Origin of the sequence: Rodentibacter haemolyticus, assembly GCF_015356115.1 — a bacterium.
Taxonomy (GTDB): Bacteria; Pseudomonadota; Gammaproteobacteria; order Enterobacterales; family Pasteurellaceae; genus Rodentibacter; species Rodentibacter haemolyticus.
Map to the genome: position 1 here is coordinate 681,688 of NZ_CP063056.1, position 25,819 is coordinate 707,506.

Genomic DNA, 25,819 nt, shown 5'->3' on the forward strand with positions numbered 1-25,819 from the left:
CTGTAGTTTATAAAGAGAATAAAAATATCAACAATCTTTTTAATTTAGGGACATACTGATAAACCCTCTTTTTTCTAGAGCTTAATCTTGGACTAGGCTCAAAACCAACCCATTTTTCTAATTCTGCACGTTGAGAAATAGCTAGTTTAAAATTATATAAAAATCTTTTAAAATTTTTGAGATAAATAAATATTTTTTCTTTTTTATTAAATGCACCAACTTGATTATTATGTTGCCGATAAGCTAATAATGGTTTAGGAATAAAAATAGCTTTACCATAATATTTAGCTAAAAGAGCTATCCACGAATCGTGCATATAAAGATTTGCTATATCTACTTTTTCTAACGAACGTAAAATGAGTTCACGCATTGGCTTATTAATACAGCTTGATGCTCCCTGTACACAATTTTTAAAAATAATTGAATCATCATCAAAACATTTTTCTGTTAATCCCTGATATTCAAAGAAACTGTGAGAAATTATATTTTCTTTCTCATCAATAACTTGACAATCACTAAAAATTAGATTAGGTATTTCTGAAATAAAGAAGTACTTAGAAAACTCTTCTATTTTATTTGGTAGCCAAATATCGTCTTGATCAGAAAAAAAAGTATAATCTGCTCGGCTATATTTTAGTGCTGATAAAAAATTATACTTTGTTCCTTTTCCATTACCTTGTAAAATTTTGAAATTAGTAAAGGAGTAACCTAAGAAAATATGTTTTACTATCTCTAATGTATCATCATCGGATTTATCATCAGAAATAATTATTTCTGACGGTAAATAATGATTATTTAATATACTCTCTAATTGTTTAGTGATACATCCTCTGCCATTATAAGTACATAGAACCACATCATAGCTAAATTCATTCATACATTTACTAGATTAACAAAAAATTTAATCTTTTTTAGAGAGAGATTCATTTATTAACGCTATATTTTGGGTTAATTGAATGAACTTTCTATTTAATATGGACACCTTAAATGCCAATCCTAAAACTAATAAAATTAATAATGCGATCACAACTAAAAATACAGCAACCACAGGTGTTTGTATTGACAAAATTGAAGCTAAAACACTAGCACTCTTTTCAGATAATGAAAGTAAAAGCAAAAATAAAATAAAGACTAACCAATAGTTAAAATCTGAGAATATTACCCTAGATCTATTCACTTGCCTTATCACAAAAAAAAGCAAAAGAAAACTAAAAATAATCAAAGTAATTTGTAGCATTAGCGTCATATTAACCTCTTATTTAATCCTTTTTGTTCGAGCAACAACAAATAAAAAAGAAATAGTATTATCAATCATATATTTTATCGCTTTTAGTGGTGTCAAGTACGATTCTCCTGCTTCTCTTTCACGCATTGAAACTTGTGCCTCTTGAATTTTAAAACCCCGTCTAGCAAAAAAAAGCAAAGTATCTGGCTCTGGTCTCTCATTAGTCGCATTTGCCATTTCAGTAAATACTTTTTTTGTATAGGCCCTCATTCCACTCGTAGGATCAGTTAATTTTAATCCAGAAAATAAGTTTATACAAAAACTGATATGCTTTGCTCCTAATGAACGTAAAAATGTCTGTTTATATTTTTCCTCCGAATGATTTAATAAAAAGCGAGAACCAACAGCAATATCGGCGTTTTCTTCTTCGATAAGCTTTAATAACTTTGATATTTCAGACGGTGGATGCTGACCATCCCCATCAATTTGAATACAAATATCATAATTATGTTTAACTGCGTATAGCATACCAGTCTGAATAGCACCACTTAAACCTAGATTTATTGGTAAATTTAATACTTTTGAAGAATATGATTTAATAATATCCAATGTATTATCTTTAGAACAATCATTTACTACTACATAATCATATTCAGGATAGTCTTTTAATTCCTCTAATAGATTAGCAATACTTTCTTCTTCATTATAGGCTGGAATTATTAATAACACTTTCATAAGTTCCTCTAAATTTAATAACGATATACCCAATACTTAGAAATACTAAACGTGCTTATAGCAATAGCAGGAAGAGTAAGTATCTTGGCTATAATAAGATCTACTCCTAATAAATCATGAATAATATAAATAAGCAAAACCGTTAGTAAGTAGTTAAAAATAACCAAAGATAAAAACTTTAAGATATTATTAAAGTTCATTTTATTATTAAATGTTAGATATGTATGGCATACATAATTATAAGCCAACCCTAACAAATAGGCTATAATAACGGATAAGTAATTATCAACTAACAATACTTTAGATAAGATAAAAAGCCCCAATACATCTAAAATAGCAGATGTCGATCCTACAAATAAAAATATTAGTACTTGTTTATCTAATATAATATGTTTCAAACTAACCAATGTAATACCTATCTAATAATGCTGTTACTGTAAAAAAACAAGAAACCATCAAAAATATAAATAACATATATTTCTGAATATATGATATATTATTGACAATATAGCTAGACTTTGATTTATCATATATGAACGATAAAACCACACATAATGGAATAAAATACCTCCCTTGAACTCCTACAATATAATCTTGTCCTATATTCGTCCAAGTTATTAGTAATATTAGTAACGTAAATAAAAATACAATACTAAATAATAAAGAGATAATTAGTATGTTTTTATTGAAATTTATTACAATAAATAGTGCTATAAACATCAAAATTATATAATAACCTTTCATATTTAATTGTGTATCTAGCCACCCTAATACACCGATAAACTGTTTACAGTAGTTAAACATAAAATCTACATTGGATAAAGTTTTATAAAATATAAGTAATAATTCATTAGGGTTATTAAAATAAAATATAACTTTACTTAACGAATCTCCTCCATAAGAAAAATGTCCATCTGTACTAACATAAAACTTAAATGAAAATATACTCCAACTAATAACTAATACAAATGTAGCTAAAGATACATAAAAATAACGAATATTTTTATACTTATAAGCGATATAAAATGATATTAACATTAGTGGTAATAGATTTACTTTTACAGTTAATAATAAGAATAGGCTTATATTTAAAGCTAAAAATAACCTTTTGTCAGGAATAGTTAGCTGATTTAACTTTATCGTTACTGCTCCTATAATAGCCGCTATGCAAAAAGACATGGCATCTGGGTTAATAGAAGAAAGTTGAAATAAGGACATAGGCATTGACAGAAATACCAGTCCTAAAAAGGGTATTGAGTATATTCTATTTGCAAATAGTAATAACAGAATACAAGCTAATAAATTTACTAGCCTTGCAAGCATATACGTATTATATATTGATAGATCAAATAATTCTCCAATTTTAAAAGCTATCGCTTGAGGTATATAAATAAAAGGGAAATATATAGCCGTATTAACTAGGCTTTCCTCTGAAGAGGACCCAGAAAACTTTATACTTTTTGCCTGATCTATTAAATTTCTAGAATACTTACTTTCATATTTAAATGGGAAATGATCATATAATATCTTAAATTCTTGTACCCCGTCATTGATAAATGAATTACCCGTAGATGGAATAACAATATCTCCATGAGCTAAACTATAACTCCTTTTCATGTGTGCCATTTCATCTGGAGATTGAAGTGGCGGTATGATGAACGATATTAATAGAATACATATACTAAGCAGAATAATATAGTATTTTTTATATAATTTTCGCATACTCTTGATAATCCTAGTTAATTTAAATCATACCACTCTTAAACATAATCCATTCTTTTAATGATAAAAACCAAGGACGTTTTCTTAGTCTTTGATCATCAATATATTCTTCCAGTAAATCTTGATCAAAATTCTTAGAGTGCTGTCTAATTAACATCCAATCAATAATTTCATGGTATACCAAATCTCTTTTTAAAAAAGGAAAACCAAATTCATCTACAATGAAAAATGGAGAAATTGAGATAATCCCAGATCTATTAATTAGTTTTGCAATATCAATTTTTAATAGCTCAATTTGCAAAGCATAATTTTCTGGAGATAATGGTTTATTTTTATCATTTGCATTCATAGCAAACCATCTATGATTAAAATGCCCAGCCCAATCAATAGCCCCCCCATCTAAATGATGATTAGCTGAAAATTCTGAAAGAAAACGAAATAAATTTTGCTTATTATCTACAATTTTATTAATGACATTATCCGTTCCCAAAAATACACGTGGCTTAAATCCATCTTTTATTATAGCTTGTGATAATTTAATTTCACCATTGTGAATATTAGCTCTTCTATTATCAGTAATAAAAAAGTTTTCCCAAAATTTAATAAAATTTTTACCATTTAAAACCTTACTAGAAAACTTGAGAAAATATGACTGAACATGATAATTAGGTTCTCCAAAAAATTCTGCTGCACCAACAAAATCATCTTGTTCTGTTTTCTGCATAAACTCTATAAACCGAGTATCATTTTGTTTTAAATTTGCAAATATTGAGTCATTGCAGATAATTAAATCTTTAGGTTGAATACTTTTAGCTCTTAATAACTGAATAAATTCTTTATAAACACCAAAATCACGCCCAATATTATATCTCTCACCAAACAGAATAGCTCGGTCCTTATGATGTTCAATGAAATCTCTACTTAAACAACCATTCGAAACAACTATAATATATCTACCTAGTTTAGATAAAAAATCAAAATATCTTTCATACATTAATTCTGACTTTGGTTGATAAACAACAAATAAAATTAATTTTTTATCTGTAAGTGTATTCAAATCAAATTCTGAATATTCATCTATAAATTTGATTGTACCATTTTTATATTTCTTAGCATATTTTTTTGCTTCAAAATACATTTTAAAGCGAACCCAAGATAATAAAAATAGCGTTAAATGCAATTTTAGTTTAATTTTTAAAGCTTGTAATAAACGTCTCACTTCAATTCCCCATATACATATTAGAAATACTATTAACTTTTCCAAAGGCTTTCATTTCACCTTTTTCAAGCCATACTGCATACTCACAAAGTTCTTTAACTTGATCTATACTATGAGAAACAAAAACCAAAGTTGTCCCTCCACTTAATAGTTCTTCCATTCGAACTCTACATTTTTTTTGAAAAACAAAATCACCCACAGCAAGAATTTCGTCTACAATTAAAATATCTGGCTTGGTAATTGTTGCAATAGAAAATCCAAGTCGTGCAGCCATTCCCGAAGAAAAGTTTTTGATCGGAGTATCAAGAAAATCATGTAGCTCAGCAAAGTCAACAATGCTAGCAAAATTTTCTTCTATAAATTTACGTCCGTGACCTAGTAATGCACCATTTAGAAAAATATTTTCACGAGCAGTTAATTCAGGATCGAATCCAGCCCCCAGCTCAATTAAAGGAGAGATAGAACCCTTCACAGTAACACTTCCTTCATAGGGTTGAAGAATGCCACTAATTAATTTTAATAAAGTAGATTTTCCTGAGCCATTCCTACCAATTAGCGCCCAAGATTCACCTTTTTTAATTTGTAGATTAATATTTTTCAATGCTAAAAACTCTTCGAACATTAATTCACCTTTTAGCATTTTAATTATATATTCTTTTAGACCTGCAATATTCCCTGATGCTTTATTAAAACGCACAGTTGCATTTTTAACATCAATAATAACATCTTTATTCATAATAATTAAATATATAAGATAAATTCATTTTGTTTACGATTAAATATCCAAAAACCTATGACTAAACTAAGAATGGCAATAACACAACCTTGAGTCAATAATTCTGTCGGCAATGTGTTTCCATTTAATGCTACCTCTCTGAATTGTTGGACATAACCCACCATTGGATTTAAATTTTTATACCACCAAATATAATCTTGTGGAATAATAGAAATGGGATAAATAATAGGACTTAAATACATCCAAATAGATATAAATACACTCCATAAATATTGGACATCTCTAAAAAAAACTGAAATTGCAGATAAAAAGAAACCTAAACCTAAACTAAAAATATAAATTTCTAGAAAAATAATAGGTATCCATACTACATTCCAAGTAATTTCAACTTGTGTAGTAAACATCACAAATACCAGTGCAAACATCGCAAAAAGCATATTAACTAAAGAACTTGTTACTTTAGAGATAACAAAAATATACTTAGGTACATAGGTTTTTTTTAATAGTGGAGCATTATCGATTATCGATGTTACTGACATTGACGTTGCTTCTGATACAAAACCAAATATAAGCTGTCCTGTTAGTAGATATACTGCAAAATTAGGAATATCAAATCTAAATAAATTAGAAAAGACAATTACTAATACTGTCATCATCAATAATGGATTAAGAATACTCCAAATATAACCCAAATAGCTACGACGATACTTTAGTTTAATATCTTTTAGGACAAGCTGTTTTAAAAGTTCTTGATATTGAAAAAACTCTGAAAAATATTTTTTAGTCTCTTTCATCTTGCAAAATTTTACTTAAATTTAACCGCTTGTTCTAACATTTTTCCTGCCAAATCCTTAGCAGATAAACTTGGCTCACCTTCTAAATTCCACTCAATACCAACAGTTGGATCATTCCAAACCAAGGAGTGTTCAGCTTTAGGATTGTAATAATCGGTACATTTATAGACAAATTCCGCAGTGTCCGTCAGCACATAAAACCCATGAGCAAAACCTTCAGGTACCCAAAGTTGGCGTTTGTTTTCAGAAGACAAAATTTCGCCTACCCATTGCCCGAAAGTTGGGGAGCTTTCACGTAGATCCACCGCAACATCAAACACCGCTCCTTGCACTACTCGTACTAATTTTCCTTGTGTGTTTTCTGTTTGATAATGTAACCCACGCAATACGCCTTTTACAGATTTTGAGTGGTTTTCCTGTACAAAAGTGCGGTCAACAACATTGTGTTTAAACCATTCATCACGAAAGGTTTCCATAAAAAAACCTCGTTCATCACCGAAAATTTGAGGTTCTAGCAATTTTACATCAGGAATTTGTGTTTCTATAATTTTCATTTTATTCACTCACTATATGCTCTAATATTTTTTAAGGCTTGCTGCCAATTACCTGCAGAAATACCAAAATTACGCTGGATTTTATCCACACTTAGGCAGGAATTAGCTGGGCGTTTAGCAGGCGTTGGGTAATCTGCTGTGTCTATTGGGGTTACAAGCGGTGCTTTTTCAATGACTTTTTGCAACACAGCTTCGGTAAAAATAGCATTAGCAAAATCATACCAGCTGACATAAGGTTGCCCTGTGAAGTGGTAAATTCCGTATTCTGTTGTTTCGTTAGCAAGCCATTTTTCAGCGATAGTTATCAAAACAAAAGCAATATCGCCAGCGTAAGTGGGTGCTCCAAATTGATCAGCCACTACGCCTAAGCTGTCTCTCGTTTTAGCTAGACGAAGCATTGTTTTGACAAAATTATTGCCGTGTTCGCCAAATACCCAAGCGGTGCGAAGCACAATGGTTTTTGCATTTTCCGCTAAAGCCACTTGCTCCCCCTGTAATTTGGTTTTGCCATAAACGCCCTGTGGATTGGTCGGGTCGCTTTCAAAGTAGCGATAACCTTGTTCAGCTTGCCCGTCAAACACGTAATCAGTGGAAATATGCAAGAAAAGGCTACCAACTTTATGGCTGGCTTGAGCAAGATTTAGGGTACCCTCCACATTAATTGCCGTAGAAAGTTCTATTTCAGTTTCTGCTTTATCCACTGCCGTATGGGCTGCTGCATTAATAATAACATCAGGCTGAAATTGCTCCACGCACCCAAATACGGCTTCAGCATTGGTAATATCCAATTGGTCACGATCCACTGCTAAAACTTCGTGCTTGCCCCGCAATTGTTGTGCCAAGCAATGCCCCACTTGCCCTTTTGCACCCGTAATTAAAAATTTAGCCATTATTTTGCTCCTTGATAATACGCAACAAGTATTGTCCATAGGCATTTTTCGCCATTGGTTGGGCAAGTTTCTCCACTTGTTCTTGAGAAAGCCAGCCGTTTCGCCACGCAATCTCTTCTAAGCACGCTACTTGTAAACCTTGAACATTTTCAATGGTTCGGATAAATGAGGCAGCCTCGTGCAAGCTCTCGTGGGTTCCAGTATCAAGCCACGCAAATCCACGTCCAAGGAGTTGTACATTGAGCGAGCCATCTTTCAAATACATTTCATTAAGCGTGGTAATTTCCAACTCGCCCCGAGCAAAAGGCTTCACTTGTTTAGCAAATTCCACCACTCGATGATCGTAAAAATATAGTCCCGTAACCGCATAATTAGATTTCGGCTTCACCGGCTTTTCTTCAATTGAAACCGCCCTAAACTGTTCATCAAATTCCACCACGCCAAAACGTTCGGGATCTTTCACTAAATAGCCAAATACCGTTGCACCTGCTTCTTGTGCCACCGCTTGTTGCAACATTTGGGAAAAATACTGACCATAAAAAATATTATCGCCTAACACTAAACAGCAACGATCACCGTTAATGAACTCTTCGCCAATTAAGAAGGCTTGAGCTAAACCATCTGGGCTTGGCTGAACAGCGTAAGAAATTTGAATACCAAAATCTGATCCATCGCCTAGTAAACGTTTAAAACTTTCGTTATCTTCAGGCGTGGTAATCACTAAAATTTCCCGAATGCCTGCTAGCATCAACACAGACAAGGGGTAGTAAATCATTGGTTTATCGTAAACAGGTAATAGCTGCTTAGAAACACCACGAGTAATCGGATACAGGCGAGTACCCGATCCTCCTGCTAAAATAATCCCTTTCATTGTCTATTATCCTTGTTGTCCCAAACGTTCCCGATTATAAGAGCCGTCTAGCACACGTTCCCACCATTTTTGATTGGCAAGATACCACTCTACGGTCTTACGAATACCCGACTCAAAGGTCTCTTTTGGTGTCCATCCAAGTTCTTGTCCAATTTTGCTAGCATCAATCGCATAACGCACATCATGTCCCGGACGATCTTTCACAAAAGTAATTAAATCCATATAGTAGGAAATTCCGTTTGATTTATTTGGCACAAGTTCCTCTAGTAACTCACAAATCGTCCGCACTACATCAATATTAGTTTTTTCATTATGGCCACCGATATTATAGGTTTCACCAATTTTGCCTTCTGTTACAACTTTATATAACGCCCGAGCGTGATCTTCTACAAACAACCAATCCCGAATTTGCTGACCGTTACCATAGACAGGTAAAGGCTTACCTTCCAAAGCATTTAGAATCATAAGAGGAATCAATTTTTCAGGGAAGTGGAAAGGACCATAATTGTTTGAGCAATTAGTGACAATAGTTGGTAAACCATAAGTCCGCAGCCACGCACGTACAAGATGATCACTAGAGGCTTTTGAAGCAGAATAAGGGCTGCTTGGAGCATAAGATGTAGTCTCAGTAAACAGATCGTCCGTCCCTTCCAAATCACCATACACCTCATCAGTGGAAATATGATGAAAACGAAAGTTTGCCTTTTTCTCACCCTCTAAATTACACCAATAATGGCGAGCGGCTTCAAGTAGGGTAAATGTGCCTAAAATATTGGTGTGAATAAAGGTTGCTGCACTATCAATAGAGCGGTCCACATGGCTTTCTGCCGCCAAATGCATGATTGCATCAGGTTGGTACTGTTCAAATACTCGGGCAATTTCTTTTTCATCACAAATATCCACTTGCTCAAAGTAATAGCGAGGCGAATTTACCACGCTTTCAAGGGATTCCAAATTGCCAGCATAAGTCAATTTATCTACGTTAATCACGCTATCTTGCGTGTCATTAATAATATGGCGAACTACTGCAGAGCCAATAAACCCTGCCCCACCAGTTACGAGAATTTTTTTCATTTTTTTTCCTAATTTTCCTAAATGACAAATTTTAGATGATGATGTGAAACAGATTGTACCACATAATATAATAGCACCTTAATCACTTCTGCTCTAACCTAATCTCCACTATTACTGCAATTATTTAGTCTAGTTCGTTATATATATTTTCTATTACAAACAAACTATACGTAATACATCTCAAATTCCACCGGATGCGGCGTCATATTTAAACGTTCGACTTCTTTGCGTTTAATGGCGATAAAAGCTTCTACAAACTCTTTACTGAACACGTTACCCTGAGTTAAAAATTCGTAATCTTTTTCTAACGAATCTAGAGCCTCTTCAAGTGAGCCGGCTACGGCAGGAATATCCTTTAATTCTTCCGGAGGTAAATCGTAAAGATTTTTATCCATTGCCTCACCCGGATGAATTTTATTCACCACACCATCTAACCCTGCCATCAATAAGGCGGCAAAAGCTAAATATGGGTTTGCCATCGGATCAGGGAAACGGGCTTCAACACGGATCGCCTTAGGGCTGGTTACCGCAGGAATACGAATCGAGGCGGAACGGTTACTTGCTGAATAAGCGAGTAATACTGGTGCTTCATAACCCGGCACTAAACGTTTATATGAGTTGGTAGTCGGGTTGGTGAACGCATTTAAGGCTTTTGCGTGTTTGATAATACCGCCGATATAGTAAAGTGCGGTTTCGGAAAGACCGGCATATTTATCACCTTGGAAAATATTTTTGCCGTCTTTGCTTAGTGACATATTACAGTGCATACCCGAGCCGTTATCGCCTGTAATCGGCTTCGGCATAAAACAAGCGGTTTTGCCGTGTTCAAGGGCAACATTTTGTACAACATATTTATAGATTTGGGTTTCATCCGCTTTTAAGGTTAAGGTGTTGAATTTTGTTGCAATCTCGTTTTGACCCGCAGTGGCAACTTCGTGATGATGAGCTTCAATCACCAATCCCATTTCTTCTAAAAGCAGACACATTTCGGAACGAATATCATGAGCGGTGTCAATAGGCGCTACAGCGCAGTATCCTCCCTTTTTCAACGGACGATAAGCATTATTCCCGCCTTCGTATTTTTTGTTGGTATTCCAAGCTGCTTCTACATCATCAATGGAAAATGAAGCACGATTCATAGAAACATCGAAACGCACGTCATCAAAGAGGAAAAATTCAGGTTCCGGCCCGAAAAACGCCTGATCGGCAATACCGGTTGAACGCATATAATTTTCGGCACGAATTGCAATAGAACGAGGATCACGATCATAGCTTTGCATTGTTGCCGGCTCATAAACGCTACAACGTAAAGAAAGTGTCGGGATCTGTGCAAAGGGATCGACTACTGCGGTTTCCGCCATCGGCATTAAAAGCATATCCGCTTTATTAATCGTTTTCCAACCTTCTACCGATGAGCCATCAAACATTTTACCGTCTTCAAACATTTCTTCATCAACAAGGCTAACCGGAATAGATACACCGTGTTCCTTGCCTTTAATATCAGTGAATCGGAGAAGAACAAATTTTATCTCGTTTTCTTCAATGAGTTTAAACACGTTGGCGATTGCATTTGACATAGGAATCCTCTATTTTGCGATATGGTCTCAATAAAATAAGCGCGCATTGTAGCTTAATCGCCCATTTTTTTCACTAGATTTATTTTTCCAATTGTCATAGCGGGTAACGTAAAAGTCGTGTATAATTTTTGCCCTTTCGTGCCAAGATAAGCGTAATTTAGTGCATAGTATGTAAATTACCTACGATTCCCACACGAAATAATAAACTTTTTATACACGAACGTGAGACTTTGTCTCACGCCCTACATAATCAATTCAATATAAACAATGAAAAACAAAATCGATATTAACAAATTGCGCAATATTGCTATTATCGCGCACGTTGACCACGGTAAAACAACCCTTGTAGATAAACTCCTTCAACAATCAGGTACTTTTGATGCAATACGTGGTGATGCAGACGAACGCGTGATGGACTCTAATGATCTTGAAAAAGAACGCGGCATTACCATTCTTGCCAAAAACACGGCGATTAACTGGAACGATTACCGAATCAACATCGTAGATACCCCGGGGCACGCAGACTTCGGCGGTGAAGTAGAACGCGTACTTTCAATGGTAGATTCCGTACTTTTAGTCGTTGATGCGTTTGACGGCCCGATGCCGCAAACCCGTTTCGTCACCCAAAAAGCTTTTGCTCACGGTTTAAAACCAATCGTAGTCATCAACAAAGTGGATCGTCCCGGTGCGCGCCCTGACTGGGTTGTGGATCAAGTGTTCGATTTATTCGTAAACCTTGGCGCAACGGATGAACAATTAGACTTCCCGATTATTTACGCTTCAGCCCTAAACGGTGTGGCCGGTCTTGAACATGAAGAATTAGCGAAAGATATGACCCCGTTATTTGAAGCAATCGTCAAACACGTTGAACCGCCGAAAGTGGAATTAGATGCTCCGTTCCAAATGCAAATCTCCCAATTAGACTACAACAATTATGTTGGGGTTATTGGAATCGGACGTATTAAGCGCGGCTCAATCAAACCGAATCAACCGGTTACCGTTATCAATAGCGAAGGGAAAACCCGCCAAGGTCGTATAGGTCAAGTGCTTGGACATCTTGGTTTACAACGTTATGAAGAAGATGTGGCTTACGCCGGAGACATCGTTGCTATTACCGGCTTAGGCGAACTCAACATTTCCGACACCATTTGTGATATCAATGCCGTTGAGGCATTGCCTTCACTCACTGTTGATGAACCGACAGTTACAATGTTCTTCTGTGTAAACACTTCGCCTTTTGCCGGCCAAGAAGGGAAATACGTGACTTCACGCCAAATTCTTGAACGTTTAAATAAAGAACTCGTTCACAACGTGGCATTGCGTGTAGAAGAAACCCCTAATCCTGATGAGTTCCGCGTATCCGGTCGCGGTGAATTACATCTTTCCGTCTTAATTGAAAATATGCGCCGTGAAGGCTATGAATTAGCCGTATCCCGTCCGAAAGTTATTTATCGTGAAATTGACGGCAAAAAACAAGAACCCTACGAACAAGTCACTATTGACGTGGAAGAACAACATCAAGGTTCCGTGATGGAAGCCTTAGGTATCCGCAAAGGTGAAGTGCGTGATATGTTGCCTGACGGAAAAGGGCGTGTACGTTTAGAATACATCATTCCGAGCCGTGGATTAATCGGTTTCCGCGGTGAATTTATGACTATGACTTCCGGCACAGGCTTACTTTACTCCAGTTTCAGTCACTATGATGAAATCAAAGGCGGCGAAATCGGTCAACGTAAGAACGGCGTGTTAATTTCTAACGCCACCGGCAAAGCATTGGCTTATGCACTATTCGGTTTACAAGAACGTGGCAAATTAATGATTGATGCCAACGTAGATGTGTATGAAGGTCAAATCATCGGTATTCACAGCCGCTCAAACGATCTCACGGTGAACTGCTTACAAGGTAAAAAACTCACCAATATGCGTGCTTCAGGCAAAGATGACGCCATCGTGTTAACCACACCGGTGAAATTCTCCCTTGAACAAGCGATCGAGTTTATTGATGATGATGAACTCGTGGAAGTCACACCTGAATCGATCCGCATCCGCAAAAAACTTTTAACGGAAAACGATCGTAAACGTGCAAACCGCACGACAACCAGTACAAGTACTCACTAATAAAAAATGGGATCAGCAATGATCCCGTTTTTTATCTCAGTAGGGTGTGCAACTTGTTTGCCCGTCGAAAATATCGTGTTTGGAACGGTGGGCAAACAAGTTGCCCACCCTACTTTTCTATGAAATTGGGCGTATTGCATACGCCCTAGCGTTTATTGGCGATAATTTTCTAAGAAACGCCCGAGTTTGGTGATCGCTTCTTCCAATTGGTTCACATAAGGCAAGGTGACAATACGGAAATGATCCGGTGAATGCCAATTAAAGCCTTTGCCGTGCACAAGCAATACTTTTTCTTGACGAAGTAAATCAAGCACCATTTTTTCATCACTGTGAATGTTGAATTTTTTAATATCCATTTTAGGGAACATATACATCGCCCCCATCGGTTTTACGCAAGTAATCCCCGGAATTTGAGTTATTAATTCGTAGGATCTATTGCGTTGCTCTAATAAGCGTCCGCCCGGTAAAATAAATTCATTGATACTTTGATAACCTCCTAATGCCGTTTGAATAGCGTGTTGCATTGGCACATTCGCACACAAACGCATTGAGGCCAGCATATCCAAACCTTCAATATAACCTTTCGCCTGATGTTTCGGGCCATTTAAAATCATCCAACCTTGACGAAAGCCCGCAACACGGTAGGCTTTAGATAAACCGTTGAAGGTAACCGTTAATAAATCCGGTGCAAGTGAAGCGATATGATGATGAACCGCGCCATCGTATAAAATCTTGTCATAGATTTCATCTGCAAAAATAATCAAATTATTTTGACGCGCTATTTCGACAACTTCTTCCAATAACGCTTTGCTATATACTGAACCGGTCGGATTATTCGGGTTAATGATCACAATCGCTTTCGTTTTTGCGTTCACTTTGGCTTTAATATCATCAATCGCCGGAAACCAATTCGCGTCTTCATCACATAAATAATGCACGGCTTTGCCGCCGGAAAGCGTTACCGCCGCCGTCCATAACGGATAATCGGGCATCGGCACAAGCACTTCATCACCGTCATTTAACAGGGCTTGCATTGCCATTGTGATGAGTTCCGACACTCCGTTACCGATATACACATCGTTTACTGTCGCACCTTGAATACCTTTGGATTGATAATATTGAACAATAGCTTTACGTGCGGAATATAGTCCCTTGGAATCACAATAGCCTTGCGCTGAAGGCAAATTGCGCAACACATCCACCAAAATCTCATCCGGTGCTTCAAAACCAAAAGGTGCGGGATTACCGATATTAAGCTTTAAAATTTTATTGCCTTCTTCTTCCAAGCGCAGGGCTTCCTTGTGCACCGGCCCTCGAATGTCATAACAAACGTGTTCCAATTTATCGGATTTTGGGAATAATCGCATAGTGAAATCCTCTTATTTTTTAAGAAAAGTGCGGTTAATTTACGGCTTAATTTTCAATCTTGCAAAGATTTTATAAAAAAATTTTTTGTAACAAATAAACTGCGGTAGAATACGGGCTAATTTTCTGTGTATTTTGAACAACTTTTTAATGGATATTTTAGAACAAGCGGCAAGCCGAATAAGCCGGCAAATTGAAGATTATTTGCGACAAAAACAAACGGATATCGTGCGTTTTCAAGTAGAAATCGCCAATGTCGATTTATTGGCGTGGCTAAAAGCACAAAGGGTTTATCCACAGTTCTACTTACACTTTCGTGATGAAGAACAAAGATTTGCTGCGCTCGGTGAAGTGCGGTCATTTTCAGCGTTAAATTTAGCGCAAGAGTTTATTGAACAATACTGTTTACCATTAATCGGCGGTTTACAATTTCAAGGTTACGAACAGTTCATTTTGCCGCAAATGCTGTTAGAGCAAAAGGAATGCGCTACTACGGTAAGCGTTTTTGTCGAAGGTGAAACTTCCGCACAATCCGCTTTAGCTCTTATTAAAACATTACCGAAAACAACCGCACTTTGCGACTTACCCAAACAAGTTCCTTTGCTGATCGAACGGCGTGCTGATGAGCGAACTTGGAATGACTGGGTAAATCAGGCGCTTTTTGAAATCAAACAAGGCGAATTAACTAAGATCGTGTTGGCAAATGAAACGATTTTCCACTTAAAACAGCGTATTAATCCCTATGATTTTCTTGCCGAAAGTGAAAAACAAAATCAAGGTTGCTATCACTTTTTGTGGGCGGAAAATCCTCATTCTGCTTTCGTGGGCTCGACACCTGAACGTTTATACGCACGCGAATACAATCTTTTTTTAACCGAAGCGCTCGCAGGCACCGCACCTATTACGGAAAACCTTCAAGAAAACCTGCAACAAGCCGATTGGTTGTTAAAAGATGAAAAGAATCTGAACGAGAACTGGCTGGTGGTGCAAGATATTTCTCAAAATATTCGCTCAATGGTGGAATCCTTTGATGTAGGTGAAGTGGAACTCAAACCTTTACGCAAAGTACAACATTTGTTACGAAAAATTCGTGCAAATCTGACCGCACATTATCGAGATTCCGCATTACTTAAAGCGATTCACCCTACTGCGGCGGTTTCAGGCTTACCACAGCAACAGGCCAGAATGATTTTATCGGAAATCGAAACTTTTGAGCGGGGTTGGTATGCCGGTACATTAGGCATTATGAGCGAGGCATATTCTGAATTTTGTGTGGCAATTCGTTCCGCCTTTATTGAAAGCAATCGAATCCGCGTATTTGCCGGTGCGGGCATTGTTGAAGGCTCGCAACCCTTAATTGAATGGAAAGAAATCGAACGTAAGGCAGCAGGACTCATTTCCCTGTTTGCAGAAAATCATAACGGAGAAAAAGAATGTCTGTAAACGTGTTTAATCGTTGTTGGTCAAAAGTGATTTTGGAAACCTTGGTACGCCAAGGCGTTACTCACTTCTGCATTGCACCCGGCTCACGTTCTACCCCTTTAACGCTTGAAGCGGTGCGTTTGCAAAATGCCGAACGTGCCGTTTGCCATAGTCATTTTGACGAACGAGGCTTAGGCTTTTTTGCGCTTGGTATCGCAAAATCCACACAATCTCCGGTTGCCATCATTGTTACCTCCGGTACGGCGGCTGCCAATCTTTATCCGGCAATTATTGAAGCACGTCAAACGGGCGTTGATCTCATCATATTAACGGCAGATCGCCCGCCCGAATTATGGGAATGCGGCGCAAATCAAGCAATATTGCAACAAAATATGTTCGGCGATTACCCGATTGCCAATGTGAATCTGCCCAAGCCCAATACGGATTATGCTGCACAATGGCTTGTGTCTCTATTAGAACAGGCAACATTTCAACAGAACCGACAACATGGTGTCGTGCATATTAACGTCCCCTTTGCCGAACCGCTTTACGAAGCCAATGATAGCGCCGTGGATAACCACCCTTGGTTACAACCGTTACAGCGTTGGCTTTCACAGGTAAAACCTTGGATCAAATATGAAACATTGCAACAAGAAGTGATTCCGCACGAAAACTGGGATCACTGGCGTACCAAACGTGGTGTGATTGTAGTCGGACAACTGCCTGCGGAACAAGCTATGGGCATCAATACTTGGGCGACTACTATGGGTTGGGTATTATTAACCGATATTCAATCCGGTGTCGAACCCATGACACCTTATGCCGATATTTGGCTTGCCAACCAAACGGTGCGGGAAAAACTCTTAGAAGCGGATATTGTGATTCAATTCGGTTCCCGTTTTATCAGCAAACGTATTAACCAATTTTTACAAGCCTTCAATGGTGAATTTTGGATTATCGAACAAACGCAAAAAGCGGTTGATCCTTATCATCACACACATACGCGCTTTAATGCGAAAGTGCATCATTGGCTTCGCGCGCACCCTCCATTTCGTCAAAAACCATGGTTATTAGAACCCCTTGCTTTATCAAAATTCTGTGCCGGTTTTATTGAACAACAAGTGGGCGGTAATTTAAATGAAGCCTCTCTCGCCCATCATATCGAACGCGTACTGCCTTATAACGGCATTTTGTTCCTTGGCAACAGTCTGTTTGTGCGTCTTGTTGATGCGCTCACGAAATTGCCGGAAGGCTACCCGATTTACACTAACCGCGGAGCAAGCGGCATTGACGGCTTACTGGCAACAGCAGCCGGCATCGGTGTAGGTTCTAATCAACCGGTTGTCGCAATGATTGGCGATACCTCAACACTCTATGATCTCAATTCGCTCGCCTTATTTAAAAATGTTACGCAACCGACTATCATTTTCGTGATTAACAATAACGGAGGAGCAATTTTTGATATGCTACCGGTGGATGAAACGGTGAAAGAGCGTTTCTACCGCTTGCCTCACAATGGTGATTTTTCACAAATCGCCGCAATGTTTGATATAAAATACGCTCATCCTTACACTTGGGCGGATTTAAGCAGCGTCTTAAAACAAGCCTACACACGCCGTAAAACTACACTTATTGAAATTAAGACCAACCCGAATGACGGCAGCAACATCTATAAACGTTTAATTGAACAAATCAGTTATGCCGTTATCGGTGCATAGGGATTGGGGCGTGTAACAACGCCCTTTATTTTATTATGATGAATATTATTTTCCTTCACGGTCTCCTCGGCACCGCTGCCGACTGGCAAAAAGTTATCGAAAATTTACCGCACTTTCGCTGTATCGCACTTGATTTACCTTTTCACGGAAAAGCAAAAGAAATTAAAGTTGTTGATTTTGAAGACACAACGCAATATCTTGCCGAACAAATCCAAAGTGCGGTCAAAAATGAACCTTATTTTCTTGTCGGATATTCACTCGGAGGGCGCATTGCCTTACACTATGCCCTAAACCATGTATTACAGTCCAATGTGAAAAAATCACAACTGCAAGCGGTGATTTTGGAAGGCGCAAATTTAGGTTTAAAAACTGAGGAAGAAAAACAAGCCCGTTGGCAAAATGATATCTATTGGGCAAAACGGTTTATTAACGAATCACCTGAAAGCGTACTGAAAGACTGGTATCAACAACCGGTATTTGCTCATTTAACTTCAGCACAACGACGGCAATTAATCCAAAAACGAAAAGCAAATTGTGATGCTGATATCGGCAAAATGTTGCTTGCCACCAGCCTTGCCAAACAAGCTGATTTTCGCCCAAAAGTGCGGTCAAATTCCTTGCCGTTTTTCTATTTTTGCGGTGAGCGGGATCAAAAATTCCAAAACCTTGCACATGAAGAACAACTTTCTTTAACCACCATTCCAAATGCCGGCCACAACGCCCACTCGGAAAATCCGATATTTTTCGCTAAAAAACTAAGAAATCTCATTTTAAAAATTGCTCAAGACTAAGGGAAATGCTAGGATTTAGCCCTTTCCATTTATAAAATTCTTATTCACATTTCCTAAGGAAAGCAATATGACAACACAACTTCGTAATAATCCGATGAAAGTGGCACTTGCCTCTATGGTTGGAACTGCAATCGAATTTTTCGATTATTATATCTATGCGGCAGCAGCCGTGTTAGTGTTCAACACACAGTTTTTTAGCAGCGATGACCCACTTTCAAATGATCTTCTTTCTCTTTCCACTTTGGCGCTCGCCTTCTTTGCACGCCCGATAGGATCCGCATTATTCGGTCATTTTGGCGACAAAATCGGACGTAAAAAAACACTCGTGGCGTCTCTCTTATTAATGGGAGGCTCAACCGTCATTATCGGTTTATTGCCTAACTATTCACAAATCGGCATTTGGGCGCCTATTTTGCTTTGTATTTGTCGGGTAGGACAAGGTATCGGACTTGGTGGCGAATGGGGCGGGGCGGCCTTGGTTGCAACCGAAAATGCACCGGAAGGCAAACGGGCTTGGTATGGCACTTTTCCTCAGTTAGGTGCGCCTATCGGTTTATTTGTGGCAAACGGTACCTTCTTCCTAGTAAGTTATTTCTGGGGGCATGAAGCCTTAGTAGAATGGGCGTGGCGTATCCCTTTTGTCTCTTCGGTGTTATTGGTTTTTGTCGGTTTGTACGTCCGTTTAACCCTACACGAAAGCCATGTTTTCGTTGAAGCGGAGCAGAAAGGTAAAAAATTAAATGCACCTGTCAGTGTCGTATTCACCAAGCATTTTAAGCCTATGATTATCGGCACATTTATTATGGTTGCGACCTATTCCCTTTTCTACATTATGACCGCTTTCGCACAAGCCTATTCACGCACGGCACCAACGCATTCAGAATCAGGCTACCCGCTTGGTTTAGGCATTCCGGCAAACACGTTCACCGGTTTGCTATTAATAAGTGCGATTGTATTCGGTATTTTCATCAGCATTTCCGGTATTTATGCCGATAAGATCGGTCGCCGCAAATGGTTAATTTGGGTAACGATTGCCATTGGCGTATTAGGTTTAACAATGCCAATATTTTTAGAAAACGGCACGCCAAGCAGCGTCTTTGCATTCCTCGTAGTGGGTATGGCAATTATGGGAATGACGTTTGGCCCTATGGCGGCATTGCTGCCGGAATTGTTTCCAACCGAAGTACGTTACTCCGGCGCATCGCTTGCTTATAACTTAGCGTCCATTATCGGAGCAACCGTTGCGGCAATGATTTCCTTAAAAATCAATGCCTCATTCGGCATTATAGGTGTAGGGATTTATTTAGCCATTAACGCATTAATGACATTACTCGCGTTATTCGCCTCAAAAGAAACAAAGAACGTAGATTTAACCAAAATCTAATTCAATAAAATAGAAGATACCAAGCTGCTTGCCTTGGTATTTTCACATTTTATTTATAATTTCACTTTCATAAGCAACAAAAAAGCAGAGTTTAAACCCTGCTTTTTTTATTATTGCAAACTGAATCGAATCGGAACAGAAACACTACTTGAAAATCCTTGCGGTTTCGGCCCCACCGGTTTTGCATTTCTAACCGCTTTCAATGCTGCATTATCAAGGCTTTCATCACCCGATGATTTGACAATACTTCCGCCACTTAATACACCGTCATTGCTTACATTAAACGAAATATGCACGATACCTTGTTTACGCATCATTTTGGCACGTGTCGGATATTCTTTACGGCGTTCAATCTCACGATATAGTGCGGCTTTATAAGCAGCTATTTCATTTATATTTGAACCTCCCCCTACCGTATTCGCATTGGTATTAACCGGCGCTGTTGTAGTCGCTTTTGAATTAACATTAGCTGAAGCATTCACATTACGTTCGCCTATCTGTAAATTCTTCGGTAAAGGCGTTTTTTCAGCCGGTTTTACCTCTTTTTTGGTTTTTTCTTTAGGTGGTTTAGGTTTGTCTTTTGGTTTTTCCGTTTTTTTATCCGGCTCTTTTTTCTTCAGTTCCGCTTTCTTTGTCGGATCCGCTACAATCTCTTTCTTTTCCGACTCCGGTTCTATTTTTTCCGATTCCGATACGGGTTCCTCAATGCGCATTCCTTGCAGCATTTCCATTGAGATCGCTGTCGCTAATTCCCCGCTATGACTATTGACGCTATCATCCGATTTATTCCAATTCCACAATAAAGCACCGATAATGACACCGTGAACAAGAATAGACGTAAACAAACCTAAGAATGAACGTTTAGCTTGTTGCATAACTTTCCCTACTCGGTTGCCGATGATGCAGTTGCAGGCTTAGCACTACTGCCTTTATCTTTCATTGAGACGATGGCGACGTTTTTAATTTCATTTTTTGCAAGTAAATCCGTGATTGTTACGAAATCTTGAAAACTGGCCTGAGCATCAATTTTTAATGTCACTTTTTGTTCTTTATTCCATTGATTAATTTCAGCTTCCAATGCTTCTTGAGAAATCGGCTTATCATTGAAATAAAGCTCACCTTTTGCGCTAACCGTTAATAATTTTGCAAGTTCGTCGGATTTAAAAGCCACCGCCGTACTCGCTTTAGGCACATTCACCTGAATTTTACCTTGCGAAATAAATGAAGCGGTGATCAATACAATCGCTAACAATACCAACATAATATCAATAAAAGGAATAATGTTGATTTCATCAAATTTCTTCACGATTATTCCTTATCTTTTTGTGAATTTAATACTTTCCATTTTAGGCGATTTACTTCAATTTTGCGGTTTAAACCGTTATAGAAAACCATAGAGGGAATTGCTACAAGAATACCAAGTGCGGTTGCTTTCAAAGCTAAAGAAAGGTGTAACATAATTTCACCTGCATCCACATCACCACCGCCTTGACCGATTTGATAGAAAGTTAACAAAATACCGATTACCGTACCTAATAAACCCACGTAAGGCGCATTTGCTCCCACCGTAGAAATAATTGTCATATTACGATGGAGATCGATATCTAACGCATGAATATTCGAATATCTGCCGACATTAACCCGAGTAAGAAAAATAAAACGCTCAATTACCATTGCGAGCATAATAACACTCATCAAAAGTAAAAGTCCGATAATGATGTAATCGCTGTATTGTTGTAAAAATTCGAAAAGTTGAGGCATTTCTTATCCTTAAATCATAGAAAGCAATTGAGAATTAGTTTCAATTAGACAGAAATTTTAGCAAAAGAAAGATACAGCGTAAATATGAATTATCGAAAACGGAAAGATTTCTGACCGCACTTTACACACAGAATACTAAAGTGCGGTCGATTTTTTAGGAGAATTATAAAGACTGCAAATAATCTAACACAACCTGATGATGCTCACCGGTTTTGAATTTATCAAAAATATGCTGAATTTTACCTTGTTCGTCAATCAAAAAGCTGATGCGATGAATGCCATCATAGGTTCGTCCCATAAATTTTTTCTCGCCCCACACGCCAAACTGCTCAGCAACTTGATGATCTTCATCTGAAAGCAAGGTGAAATTGAGTGCTTTTTTCTCTGCAAATTGAGCCAACTTCTTCGGTGAATCAGGACTAATTCCCAAAATCACCACACCTAAATCCTCTAATTCCTTTTTCGTATCACGAAGTCCGCAAGCCTGAGTTGTACAACCCGGTGTAAGCGCCTTAGGATAAAAATAAACAAGCACTTTCTTTCCTTTGAAATCAGAAAGTGAAACCGAACGATTATTTTGATCACATAATGTAAATTGTGGGACATCTCCCACTTGTAACGTTTTCATAGAAAATTCCTCAAAATGAAAAAATGATTTGCAAATTTTGACCATTTTAGCGATCCTAGCAGGCAGTTTTCAAATATTTGCTCATTATTTATAAACGGAGGTTCTATGTCTACGCAAAACCCTTTATTTTTCGGCAGTATTGTTGCTTTAGTTAGCCCGATGGATAACCACGGTAGCATTGATTTTAGCACTTTGGAAAAACTTATCGAATTTCATATCGACGCCGGTACTGATGCCATCGTTTCGGTGGGAACAACAGGTGAATCCGCAACATTAAGTATTGAAGAAAATGTGAAGGTAATTGAAAAGACCGTAGAACTGGCAAAAGGTCGTATTCCTATCATTGCCGGCACAGGAGCGAACGCGACCAGTGAAGCAATTGTGATGACCAAATTATTACGCGATAGCGGTGTTGCAGGCTGTCTTTCCGTTGTACCTTACTACAATAAACCGACTCAGGAAGGAATGTATCAGCATTTTAAAGCCATTGCGGAATGCACTGATTTACCACAAATTCTTTACAACGTACCGGGACGCACCGGTAGTGATATTAAACCGGAAACTGTGGCTCGTTTAGCTCAAATTAACAATATTGTAGGCATTAAAGAGGCAACCGGAGATGTAAGCCGTGTCACCGCAATTAAGCAATTAGCAGGTAAAGATTTCATTGTGTTAAGTGGCGATGATGCAACCGGTTTAGAAGCAATGAAACTAGGTGCGGAAGGCGTTATCTCTGTAACCAATAACCTAGCGGCGAAAGATATGGCTGAAATGTGTCGTTTGGCACGTATGGGAGAATTTACTAAAGCAGAAGAAATTAATACACGTTTAATGGCATTACACCAAAATTTATTCGTAGAATCTAACCCGATTCCTGTGAAGTGGGCGGCTTATCGTTTAGGCTTGATTAAATCACCGTTCCTTCGCCTGCCATTAACGGAACTCAGCGAAACCTCAAAACCAAAAGTAGAAACCGCATTAAAAACGGCAGGGTTAATTTAATAAGTCTTGGGGCTGATTTTCAGTCCCAAACTTTTTTATCATTTAACGGTCGAAGTGCGGTCACTTTTTCTTTTATTTATTTTTAAGGATTTAGTAATGAAAAAATTTCTCTTAGGGTTAGTCACAATCGGTCTATTATCGGCCTGCTCCACCGATCCTGAAAAATTGCAAAGTGCGAACGACACCTATCAAAAATCAGACTCATCTATTCCAACCTTTTCGCCATTAGCAAGCGGAGGGATAAATCTACCAAAACAAGATGCCGCCTATGAGCTGCCTAACCTCACCATCAAAAAAGGGGAAAACGTGGACATTCGCCCGCCGTCAACACCTTTAGCGATCATCAAAAACTCAATAACTCAATTTGATGGAGAGCGTGCATTAATCGTGTATCCTGAAGAACAGGTTTCATTGTATAACTTACAACAAATCCAACGTTTATTGAAAGAAGAAGGAATTAATTCCACTATCAACGGCGCGATACTCACCACCGATTGGCATCATTCCGGTCGTGCGGATGACAAAACCAACACCGAAATTCGTTATCAAGTAGAGCAAGTTTCCGCCCGTGATGCGAGCGCCCTCACGGTTTCTGTTCTTCAAATGCGCCGTGATGGTATTATTTTCACACCAAGCGTAGTGGAAAAGCAACGTTACACCGCTGATCGCTTAAATCGTTTTGTGGCAACGCTCACCCATAGTTATAACAAACAGCAACAAGATTTAAGCAATGCCACTGTCGGGACTTTCCAATCCGGTTTAATCACTGACATAAACGGAAGAACGGCATTGGGAATGGAGGCAACCTTTACTCAAGCTTGGGAAAAGCTAGGTTCTGCATTGCCAAAAATCGGATTTTATACTAAATCCGAAATAGCAGGGCGGGGACAACGAGAATTAAAATATTCACCGTTAGATAAAGAAGATTGGCTGCGTTTAGGTGTAAACGAACCCGAGCTTGAAAAAGGCGCTTACTTTATGCAAATCTCTGCAATGGGTAAACGAAGTGCGGTTGTTATTACCGATGAAAATGGTAAAGCATTAAGCGATGAAACGGCGAAATCGGTTTATAGTGCCTTAAGCACTTTACTCTTGAAATAAAAAACAAAAAAGAGCGGTTGATTTTTTAAGTGAATTTCAACCGCTTTTTACTTTCCGAGTATAAAAACTATTCCGCTTTTACGCCTAAATTACCAATTTTCACTCCAAGCATACCGAGGGAAACCGCATCTAAATAATCACCAAGAAACTTAAATAATTCATTTAATTCGGTAAACGAACGTTGCACTTTAATTTGTTCTTCAACTCTACGCACAAATTCATAACGGATCCCCTTTTCTTCAAAATGTGCGGTGAGCGTTAAATAAACCGTTTCAAAAAAATGGCTACGAGCGCCTTCTTCACCCGGATCACTAATACGTACGTTCCAAGTCGTGTTAAATAATGTTTCTGTTTTATTTGACATATTGTTACCTCACATTTCTATTTTTACTTTAAGAAAAACCCGATTATAAAATTTCTGAAATCAAAAAATTTATAATCGGGCTTTTCAAAAAATTTCCCTGCGTGTTTTGCTTTTCGCTGGTAGCTTCCTTTCCCTTTGCGTTTTTTCTCAATACGCTGACGGAATAATTTATCCCGTAATAATGCCATAATTGCATTATCTTTCACAACACCACGGGTGTGTTGATAAACGGCTTGATTTTCAACCGCACTTTTCTGTTTTTTTGCCATCAATTTTTCCTTAAACTTAAAAAAGCCGCGAAGTGATTTTCACGGCTACCGTATTATACGCATAAACGTTAAAATTACAAAATCGCCAATACGCTTTCCGGCGGTCGTCCGATTTTTGCTTTCTCGCCATTCACTACTATCGGACGCTCCATAAGTTCGGAATGTTTGCTCATCGCTTGTAATAAATCCGTCTTGGTTAACGCCGGATTATCTAAACCTAAGGATTTATACAACTCGTCTTTCACACGCATCATTTGACGTATATCAAGAATCCCTAATCTATCGGCAATTTGTTGCAACTCGGAAACCGAATATTGTTTTTGTAAATAAAGCTCAATGGTCGGCTGAATGCCTTGCGCTTCAAGCAGTGCTAGGGTTTCCCGGCTTTTTGAACAACCTGGGTTGTGATAAATAATAATCGACATAGAATTTCTCTCCGCTTGGCTATAACTAGGGGGAATTTTAACTTATAATGGCGCAAAATACTTGATTGGATGCT

Annotated in this window: 28 protein-coding genes; 7 read left to right on the forward strand and 21 right to left on the reverse strand. The window is 38.0% G+C overall.

The features are described 5' to 3' along the window. Positions 1–7: 7 nt before the first annotated feature. From IHV77_RS03375 to glnA, 13 genes are all read right to left on the reverse strand, one after another. Positions 8–877 (reverse strand): glycosyltransferase, encoded by an 870-nt coding sequence (locus tag IHV77_RS03375; RefSeq protein ID WP_194812732.1) that lies wholly within the window; start codon positions 875–877, stop codon positions 8–10. A 24-nt stretch (positions 878–901) separates the two neighbouring features. Then, the gene (locus tag IHV77_RS03380) at positions 902–1,246 is read right to left on the reverse strand and encodes a DUF2304 family protein (RefSeq protein WP_194812733.1); all 345 of its coding nucleotides are present in this window, start codon (positions 1,244–1,246) and stop codon (positions 902–904) included. Positions 1,247–1,255: 9 nt separating this feature from the next. Next, complete coding sequence (locus tag IHV77_RS03385) at positions 1,256–1,960, reverse strand: glycosyltransferase family 2 protein (RefSeq protein ID WP_194812734.1); 705 nt, start codon at positions 1,958–1,960, stop codon at positions 1,256–1,258. Positions 1,961–1,974: 14 nt separating this feature from the next. Further along, positions 1,975–2,367: a GtrA family protein gene (locus IHV77_RS12015; protein ID WP_194812735.1), complete on the reverse strand. Its 393-nt coding sequence runs from the start codon at positions 2,365–2,367 to the stop codon at positions 1,975–1,977. Then, positions 2,360–3,682, reverse strand: a complete 1,323-nt coding sequence (locus IHV77_RS03395; protein ID WP_194812736.1) for a DUF2142 domain-containing protein — start codon at positions 3,680–3,682, stop codon at positions 2,360–2,362. The genes IHV77_RS12015 and IHV77_RS03395 overlap by 8 nt, the downstream gene beginning before the upstream one ends. Positions 3,683–3,704: 22 nt before the next feature. Next, entirely contained in the window at positions 3,705–4,901 is a 1,197-nt protein-coding gene (locus tag IHV77_RS03400) for a rhamnan synthesis F family protein (protein ID WP_194812737.1), read from the reverse strand. A 1-nt stretch (position 4,902) separates the two neighbouring features. Then, positions 4,903–5,637, reverse strand: coding sequence for an ABC transporter ATP-binding protein (locus tag IHV77_RS03405; RefSeq protein ID WP_194812738.1), 735 nt, complete (start codon positions 5,635–5,637; stop codon positions 4,903–4,905). Between the two features lie 5 nt (positions 5,638–5,642). Beyond that, on the reverse strand, positions 5,643–6,431 hold the full coding sequence (locus IHV77_RS03410) for an ABC transporter permease (protein ID WP_194812739.1): 789 nt from the start codon (positions 6,429–6,431) through the stop codon (positions 5,643–5,645). Positions 6,432–6,442: 11 nt separating this feature from the next. Further along, positions 6,443–6,985 carry a dTDP-4-dehydrorhamnose 3,5-epimerase gene (gene rfbC, locus IHV77_RS03415; RefSeq protein WP_194812740.1) on the reverse strand — a complete coding sequence of 181 codons (543 nt, stop codon included), beginning with the start codon at positions 6,983–6,985 and terminating at the stop codon, positions 6,443–6,445. Positions 6,986–6,990: 5 nt separating this feature from the next. Next, positions 6,991–7,875, reverse strand: a complete 885-nt coding sequence (gene rfbD / locus IHV77_RS03420; protein ID WP_194812741.1) for a dTDP-4-dehydrorhamnose reductase — start codon at positions 7,873–7,875, stop codon at positions 6,991–6,993. After that, on the reverse strand, positions 7,868–8,746 hold the full coding sequence (rfbA, locus tag IHV77_RS03425; RefSeq protein WP_194812742.1) for a glucose-1-phosphate thymidylyltransferase RfbA: 879 nt from the start codon (positions 8,744–8,746) through the stop codon (positions 7,868–7,870). The genes rfbD and rfbA overlap by 8 nt, the downstream gene beginning before the upstream one ends. 6 nt (positions 8,747–8,752) lie before the next feature. Next, positions 8,753–9,820: a dTDP-glucose 4,6-dehydratase gene (gene rfbB / locus IHV77_RS03430; RefSeq protein WP_194812743.1), complete on the reverse strand. Its 1,068-nt coding sequence runs from the start codon at positions 9,818–9,820 to the stop codon at positions 8,753–8,755. A gap of 164 nt (positions 9,821–9,984) precedes the next feature. Next, positions 9,985–11,403, reverse strand: a complete 1,419-nt coding sequence (gene glnA, locus IHV77_RS03435; RefSeq protein WP_269902548.1) for a glutamate--ammonia ligase — start codon at positions 11,401–11,403, stop codon at positions 9,985–9,987. 261 nt (positions 11,404–11,664) lie between these two features. Between glnA and typA the strand changes: the two genes are divergently transcribed. Then, entirely contained in the window at positions 11,665–13,515 is a 1,851-nt protein-coding gene (gene typA, locus IHV77_RS03440) for a translational GTPase TypA (RefSeq protein WP_194812745.1), read from the forward strand. A 152-nt stretch (positions 13,516–13,667) separates the two neighbouring features. Here the strand turns inward: typA and IHV77_RS03445 are convergent, their stop codons facing one another. Beyond that, positions 13,668–14,882 (reverse strand): pyridoxal phosphate-dependent aminotransferase, encoded by a 1,215-nt coding sequence (locus IHV77_RS03445; RefSeq protein WP_194812746.1) that lies wholly within the window; start codon positions 14,880–14,882, stop codon positions 13,668–13,670. Positions 14,883–15,030: 148 nt separating this feature from the next. Here IHV77_RS03445 and IHV77_RS03450 point away from each other — a divergent pair, with 148 nt between their 5' ends. The 4 genes from IHV77_RS03450 (at position 15,031) to IHV77_RS03465 (ending at position 20,195) form a co-directional block, all read left to right on the forward strand. Continuing rightward, positions 15,031–16,323 carry an isochorismate synthase gene (locus IHV77_RS03450; protein WP_194812747.1) on the forward strand — a complete coding sequence of 431 codons (1,293 nt, stop codon included), beginning with the start codon at positions 15,031–15,033 and terminating at the stop codon, positions 16,321–16,323. Then, on the forward strand, positions 16,314–18,020 hold the full coding sequence (menD, locus tag IHV77_RS03455) for a 2-succinyl-5-enolpyruvyl-6-hydroxy-3-cyclohexene-1-carboxylic-acid synthase (RefSeq protein WP_194812748.1): 1,707 nt from the start codon (positions 16,314–16,316) through the stop codon (positions 18,018–18,020). Before IHV77_RS03450 ends, menD begins: the two co-directional genes overlap by 10 nt. A gap of 35 nt (positions 18,021–18,055) precedes the next feature. After that, positions 18,056–18,811, forward strand: a complete 756-nt coding sequence (menH, locus tag IHV77_RS03460; RefSeq protein ID WP_194812749.1) for a 2-succinyl-6-hydroxy-2,4-cyclohexadiene-1-carboxylate synthase — start codon at positions 18,056–18,058, stop codon at positions 18,809–18,811. Between the two features lie 67 nt (positions 18,812–18,878). Beyond that, the gene (locus tag IHV77_RS03465) at positions 18,879–20,195 is read left to right on the forward strand and encodes an MFS transporter (RefSeq protein WP_194812750.1); all 1,317 of its coding nucleotides are present in this window, start codon (positions 18,879–18,881) and stop codon (positions 20,193–20,195) included. A gap of 110 nt (positions 20,196–20,305) precedes the next feature. Here the strand turns inward: IHV77_RS03465 and IHV77_RS03470 are convergent, their stop codons facing one another. From IHV77_RS03470 to bcp, 4 genes are all read right to left on the reverse strand, one after another. Then, a complete protein-coding gene (locus tag IHV77_RS03470; RefSeq protein WP_194812751.1) occupies positions 20,306–21,070 on the reverse strand; it encodes a TonB family protein in 765 nt (254 codons plus the stop codon). An 8-nt stretch (positions 21,071–21,078) separates the two neighbouring features. Then, positions 21,079–21,501, reverse strand: a complete 423-nt coding sequence (gene exbD / locus IHV77_RS03475; RefSeq protein ID WP_194812752.1) for a TonB system transport protein ExbD — start codon at positions 21,499–21,501, stop codon at positions 21,079–21,081. A gap of 2 nt (positions 21,502–21,503) precedes the next feature. Continuing rightward, positions 21,504–21,956, reverse strand: a complete 453-nt coding sequence (gene exbB / locus IHV77_RS03480) for a TonB-system energizer ExbB (RefSeq protein WP_194812753.1) — start codon at positions 21,954–21,956, stop codon at positions 21,504–21,506. A 163-nt stretch (positions 21,957–22,119) separates the two neighbouring features. Beyond that, positions 22,120–22,584 (reverse strand): thioredoxin-dependent thiol peroxidase, encoded by a 465-nt coding sequence (bcp, locus tag IHV77_RS03485; protein ID WP_194812754.1) that lies wholly within the window; start codon positions 22,582–22,584, stop codon positions 22,120–22,122. 105 nt (positions 22,585–22,689) lie between these two features. Here bcp and dapA point away from each other — a divergent pair, with 105 nt between their 5' ends. Together dapA and bamC are read left to right on the forward strand one after the other, a co-directional pair. Beyond that, positions 22,690–23,586, forward strand: a complete 897-nt coding sequence (gene dapA, locus IHV77_RS03490) for a 4-hydroxy-tetrahydrodipicolinate synthase (protein WP_194812755.1) — start codon at positions 22,690–22,692, stop codon at positions 23,584–23,586. A 96-nt stretch (positions 23,587–23,682) separates the two neighbouring features. Continuing rightward, positions 23,683–24,687, forward strand: coding sequence for an outer membrane protein assembly factor BamC (gene bamC / locus IHV77_RS03495; protein ID WP_194812756.1), 1,005 nt, complete (start codon positions 23,683–23,685; stop codon positions 24,685–24,687). A gap of 67 nt (positions 24,688–24,754) precedes the next feature. Here bamC and IHV77_RS03500 read toward each other — a convergent pair whose 3' ends face one another. The 3 genes from IHV77_RS03500 to arsC all read right to left on the reverse strand — a co-directional run bounded on the left by IHV77_RS03500 (position 24,755) and on the right by arsC (position 25,745). After that, a complete protein-coding gene (locus IHV77_RS03500; protein ID WP_194812757.1) occupies positions 24,755–25,051 on the reverse strand; it encodes a DUF5377 family protein in 297 nt (98 codons plus the stop codon). Between the two features lie 23 nt (positions 25,052–25,074). Then, a complete protein-coding gene (locus IHV77_RS03505) occupies positions 25,075–25,320 on the reverse strand; it encodes an alternative ribosome-rescue factor A (protein WP_194812758.1) in 246 nt (81 codons plus the stop codon). A 74-nt stretch (positions 25,321–25,394) separates the two neighbouring features. Further along, the gene (gene arsC / locus IHV77_RS03510; RefSeq protein ID WP_194812759.1) at positions 25,395–25,745 is read right to left on the reverse strand and encodes an arsenate reductase (glutaredoxin); all 351 of its coding nucleotides are present in this window, start codon (positions 25,743–25,745) and stop codon (positions 25,395–25,397) included. Positions 25,746–25,819: the final 74 nt, after the last annotated feature.